Genomic DNA, 4,967 nt, shown 5'->3' with positions numbered 1-4,967 from the left:
GGACCCGCTCCTTGAGCGCCGCGACGTCGGCGTCGTCGACCAGCTCGTGGTCGACCGCGGGCACCCGGTCCTGCCAGAGCTGCGGCTCGGCCGGCACCAGCGCGCCCAGGTAGCGCTGGATCGGGCCCAGGTCGCGGTGGGTCAGCTTGAACCACGCCTTGGCGAACGCCTGGGCGAACTCCTGCGGGTTCTCGTAGAACCGGCGCGAGATCTCCTCGTAGATCGGGTCCACGCGCAGGGCGAGGTCGGTGGTGAGCATCATCGGCGCGTGCCGCTTGGCCGGGTCGTGCGCGTCGGGCACGAGGTCGGCGCCGGCGCCGGCGGCGGGCTTCCACTGCTTGGCGCCGGCCGGGCTCTCGGTCTGCTCCCACTCGAAGCTGAACAGCGTCTCGAAGAACGTGTTGTCCCACGTGGTGGGCGTGGCGGTCCAGGCGCCCTCGAGGCCGCTGGTGATGCTGTCGGCGCCCTTGCCGGTGCCGTGCGCGCTCTTCCAGCCGAGGCCCTGCTCGTGGATGGCCGCGCCTTCGGGCTCCGCGCCGACGTGGTGCGCCGGGCCGGCGCCGTGCGCCTTGCCGAACGTGTGCCCGCCGGCGATCAGGGCGACGGTCTCCTCGTCGTTCATCGCCATCCGGCGGAACGTCTCGCGGATGTCCCGGGCCGCGGCGAGCGCGTCCGGGTTGCCGTTCGGGCCTTCCGGGTTGACGTAGATGAGGCCCATCTGCACGGCGGCCAGCGGGTTGGCGAGCTGGCGGTCGCCGCTGTAGCGCTCGTCACCGAGCCAGGTGCCCTCGTTGCCCCAGTTGATCTGCTCGGGCTCCCAGGTGTCGGCGCGGCCACCGGCGAAGCCGAAGGTCTCGAAGCCCATCGACTCCAGGGCGACGTTGCCGGCCAGCACCATCAGGTCGGCCCAGGACAGCTTCTTGCCGTACTTCTTCTTGACCGGCCAGAGCAGGCGGCGGGCCTTGTCGAGGTTGCCGTTGTCGGGCCAGCTGTTCAGCGGCGCGAAGCGCTGGTCGCCGGCGCTGGCACCGCCGCGGCCGTCCCAGATCCGGTAGGTGCCGGCGCTGTGCCAGGCCATCCGGATGAACAGCGGGCCGTAGTGGCCGTAGTCCGCCGGCCACCACTCCTGCGAGGTCGTCATGACAGTGTGGATGTCGGCCTTGACCTCGGCCAGGTCGAGGGTCTTGAACTCCTCGGCGTAGTCGAAGTCGGCGTCCATCGGGTCGCCCGCCGGCGGCTTCTGGTGCAGGACGGTCAGGTCGAGCTGGTTCGGCCACCAGTCCCGGTTCGCCCTCGCCCGCGCCTGGTTGTCACTTGCCACGTTGCTCTTCTCCTTGAGCTCGTAAAGGTGCCGGCCCGGGCGACCCCGGGGCTGCCACGCACGCACAGAGTCTGGACACTTTTCTGGATTGAGTCAAGAAAGGGCGTGTCGCGCGTCACGGGTCACCGGGAGGCGGTGGTGACCTCTTCCATCGACGGTTTCGCGTCCGCCGGCGGCACGACGAACGCCCGGTCGACGACGAGCAGGAACCAGCCGATCGTGCCGCCGGCGAGGACGCCGACCAGCGCGTACAGCGTGTCGGAATCCGCGGCGTTGACCGGCACGTTGCCGGACAGGGCCGTGAACCAGGACGCCACCGGCACCACGTAGGCGGTCAACAGCAGGGCGAACAGCACGAGGGCCGGATAGACCACCAGGAGTACGAGCAGCTTCGGCAACTGCTGCAGCCACGGCAACGGCGCCCGGGGCAGGTCGCCGGTCACCAGGGCCACGCCCGCTAGCAACAGTGCGCCCAGCAGCATCATCGGCGTCAGCCGTGTCCCCGGCGCGAGCACCCGGCTGAGCAGCAGCGTGACCGCCGCGCCGGCGACGATCACGCCGGCCGCCACGAGCCGGGCCCTCGACCGGTCGGGTGCCGCGGTCCAGGCGAGCGCCAGGGCCAGCACGGTGAAGAGCACACCGAGGATCGCGGCAGCCGGGGTGAGCGCCGCCTCGGTGTCGGTCGGCGACTCCATGCCCGCGGCCAGTGGGGCCAGGGACGCGGCGATCGAGGCGCCGAGGACGAGCGGGCGGCGGCGTGGCCGCCCGTCACCGACCCGGCGGAGCACGACTGTCGGCACGGCGACCGCGGCGAGCCCGCCGACCACCGCCAGCACCGTCGCGACCGCGTCACCCTCGAGGCCGGCCCGGTCGACGGCCAGGTCGACGCCGATCCAGCCGGCCGCGGTGACCGGCGCGACCCAGCGGGACAGGCCCGCGCCGCGGCCGGCGAGGCAGATCGCCAGCGCGATCGCGACGACGGCGCAGAACCGTAGGTCGCGGGCCCAGTAGGTGTTGTTCTCCGCGTAGACGAAGGCGAAGTCGCCCGGCCGCTCGGCGAGCGGCTGCCACAGGGCCACGTCGAGGGCCCACAGGACCGCCGCGGTGAGCGCACTCCCCACCGCGACCGCACCACGCCCGTCAATCCGCATGGACGGAACCGTAGACCACCCGGACGGGTGACGCGACTATCCGAGCCGCTCGACCAGCACGACGGTCACCTTCGCACCGGCCTCCTTGCCGATCGCCTTGCGCACCTCGGCCTTGACAGGCAGCTTGTGCCGCCCGTCGCCCATCGCCATGAACGAGCTCTCGAACGGGTGACCGTCGATCGTGCCGCGCACCTTCACCAAGCCGCGGGTGCCGAAGTAGGCGACCGAATCCGGCCAGACCACATAGGTGTGTCCGCCTTTGGCCGGGCTCTTCACCAGCGCGGCGCTGAACTCCCGGTCGAGCGGACCTTGTTTGTCTGCCACGACCGCAGTATCGCACCCGTGTCCGGTCACGTCCGTTTGGCGTAGTTGGCGATTTCCCCGAAGTCCAACATCACGCAGGCCTCGTCACCGAGCACCTCGGCGTCGTGTCCCGGCTCGATGGCCAGCACGTCGCCGGGGCCGACCTCCATCGTCGGGCCGTCGTCCATGCTGATCCGCATCCGTCCGGACAGGACGTAGCCGAGGTGCGAGGTCATGCAGGACGGCGTGCCGGCGATGGGGCCGATGTTGGTCGACCACCGCCACCCCGGCTCGAACCGGGCGCGGCTGACCGGCCGCCCGGCAACCGTGACGAGCTCCGCGAAACCCTTGCCCTCGAACATCCGCTTCTCGTCGGGCTTGTCGAAGGTCCTGCTCTCCAAGCCGTTCATCGCAACTCCCCGAAAGGTGCCCCTCGTCCGACGCTACCGCCGGGCGGGGTCGTCCGGCGCGGGTTGGCGGAGTTCGGCGGCGCCGGGACCGGACAGTCGCGGCAGCAACACGGGGCGCCCCGTCATCAGCAGCAGGATCGCGTCGATGGGGCCCTCGACCACAGGACCGGTGCCGGCCCGGAAGTCCGCGTCGGTGGCCGCGAACGCGTACCCGCGAAGAGGTTTCATGGCACGGAACAACCAAGGCCGGGACCAGATCCGGGTGGCACACGCGGCCGCGGCGTGGGCGGGCATGTCGTGCCGGCGACCCAGCGGGAGCATGATGTCCTGGCTGTGCACGAGGACGTCGATTAGGGCCTCGTTGTCCGTCATGAACGGCACGTGCCGCCGGGAGCCGATGTGGCCCCGGATCTCGGCGATCAGGGCAGCGGTCGGCGCCGAGGCCTTGGCGGCGGTCGCGTCGCGGACCGCGCGGTCGACGTTGCCGCGGGCGCGGACGACGTCGCGCAGCGCCCGGCCCACCTGGAGGTGCTGGAAGGTGAGGTGGGCGGCCACGTCGCGCACCGTCCACTCCGCACAGAGGGACGGCCGGCCCCACTCCTCATCGGAAAGCTCCTCGAGTTGGTCGGTGAGGGCGCCGCGCTGGGCGTCGATCACCCGCCACAGCTCGTCACGGTCCATCGGTGCCTCCCAGCAACGCTTCCACCAGCGGGGTGAGCCGCCCGGCCGGGTCGAAGGCCGGGTCGGGGTTGGCGAGCTCGTGCAGGACCAGGCCGGTGTACGCGTTCGCGATGATGGCGGCGTCCCGCTCCGGGTGCGGCGACCCGGACACCCGCAACCACATGGCGAACCAGGCGTCGACCCGCCGGCCCGCGGCCAGCAGCCGGTCGCGCAGCGCCGGGTCGTGCGCGGCCTCGACGAGGATGACGTAGCGGGCCAGCGTCAGCGTCCGGTGTGGACCGACGGCCGCGTGGGCGACCGCGGTCAGCACGGCGGCCAGCTCGGCCGGTGAGGCCGGCGCCCGCTCGGCGGCCAGCGCGTCCCAGATCGCCCTCTCGCGCTCGGCGAACCGCTCCACGACGCCGCCGAGGAGAGCGTCGCGCGTGCGGAACAGGTTGGACGTCGCGCCGGCGGGCAGGCCGGCCTCGGCGTCGACGGCGCGGTGCGTGACGGCCCGCACCCCGCCCGCCCCGAGCAGGGCGATAGCGGCATCGAGGACGTCGTCGCGGCGGCTCACACCACGAGACTACATCCGTAGTGAGATCGACTACAAGCGTAGTCGCTTCTTCAGCAGGTCGGCGGCGGTGCCCCACAGCCCGCGGCGGAAGACCAGCACCACCACGACGAACAGCGCGCCGGTGACCAGGCCGACCGCCTCGAAGCCCGAGAACGACAGCCAGTCCTCCAGGCGCACCAGCAGCACCGCGCCCACCACCCCGCCCCAGAGCGTGCCGATGCCGCCGAGCACCACCATCACCACCGCCTTGCCGGAGGTGGTCCAGTGCAGCGTGTCGAGCGTGACGAAGCGGTGCGCCATCGCGAACAGGCCGCCGCCCAGGCCCGCGATGAACGCCGAGAGCACGAACGCGAGGAGCTTGTAGCGGTGCACGGGGTAGCCGAGCGCCCGGGCCCGGGCCGGGTTGTCGCGGATGCCGACCAGCACCCGCCCGAACGGCGAGTGCACGATCCGCCAGGCTGCCCAGAGCCCGAGCAGCACCACGGGCAGCGCCGCGTAGTAGAAGTAGTACGCGTCGGTCAGGTCCAGCCCGAACAGCTCGCGCG

The 4,967-nt window shown here is 72.0% G+C and carries 7 protein-coding genes; all 7 read right to left on the bottom strand.

Annotated features, from left to right (window positions below; genetic code table 11):
- Positions 1-1,321 (bottom strand): peroxidase family protein (locus AB0H87_RS37945; protein ID WP_360157376.1); only part of this gene is annotated, 1,321 nt, incomplete at its 3' end.
- A gap of 122 nt (positions 1,322-1,443) precedes the next feature.
- Positions 1,444-2,472: a hypothetical protein gene (locus tag AB0H87_RS37940; protein ID WP_360157373.1), complete on the bottom strand. Its 1,029-nt coding sequence runs from the start codon at positions 2,470-2,472 to the stop codon at positions 1,444-1,446.
- A gap of 36 nt (positions 2,473-2,508) precedes the next feature.
- Positions 2,509-2,796, bottom strand: coding sequence for a DUF1905 domain-containing protein (locus AB0H87_RS37935; protein WP_360157370.1), 288 nt, complete (start codon positions 2,794-2,796; stop codon positions 2,509-2,511).
- A gap of 26 nt (positions 2,797-2,822) precedes the next feature.
- A complete protein-coding gene (locus tag AB0H87_RS37930; RefSeq protein WP_360157367.1) occupies positions 2,823-3,185 on the bottom strand; it encodes a cupin domain-containing protein in 363 nt (120 codons plus the stop codon).
- A gap of 33 nt (positions 3,186-3,218) precedes the next feature.
- Complete coding sequence (locus AB0H87_RS37925; RefSeq protein WP_360157364.1) at positions 3,219-3,866, bottom strand: maleylpyruvate isomerase family mycothiol-dependent enzyme; 648 nt, start codon at positions 3,864-3,866, stop codon at positions 3,219-3,221.
- On the bottom strand, positions 3,856-4,422 hold the full coding sequence (locus tag AB0H87_RS37920) for a TetR/AcrR family transcriptional regulator (RefSeq protein ID WP_360157361.1): 567 nt from the start codon (positions 4,420-4,422) through the stop codon (positions 3,856-3,858). Before AB0H87_RS37920 ends, AB0H87_RS37925 begins: the two co-directional genes overlap by 11 nt.
- Positions 4,423-4,452: 30 nt before the next feature.
- Positions 4,453-4,967: branched-chain amino acid ABC transporter permease (locus AB0H87_RS37915; protein WP_360157358.1), on the bottom strand; the 515-nt coding region annotated here is incomplete at its 5' end.

This window comes from Asanoa sp. NPDC050611, assembly GCF_040654855.1.
In the GTDB taxonomy this organism is placed as follows: domain Bacteria; phylum Actinomycetota; class Actinomycetes; order Mycobacteriales; family Micromonosporaceae; genus Asanoa.
The sequence above is the reverse complement of the archived record's forward strand: the minus strand, read 5'-3'. Positions and strand labels throughout refer to the sequence as shown.

Excerpts from the sequence above, each read along its gene's own strand:
- AB0H87_RS37940 (WP_360157373.1), bottom strand. The coding sequence starts at position 2,472 with ATGCGGATTGACGGGCGTGGTGCGGTCGCGGTGGGGAGTGCGCTCACC.
- AB0H87_RS37925 (WP_360157364.1), bottom strand. The coding sequence starts at position 3,866 with ATGGACCGTGACGAGCTGTGGCGGGTGATCGACGCCCAGCGCGGCGCC.
- AB0H87_RS37930 (WP_360157367.1), bottom strand. The coding sequence starts at position 3,185 with ATGAACGGCTTGGAGAGCAGGACCTTCGACAAGCCCGACGAGAAGCGG.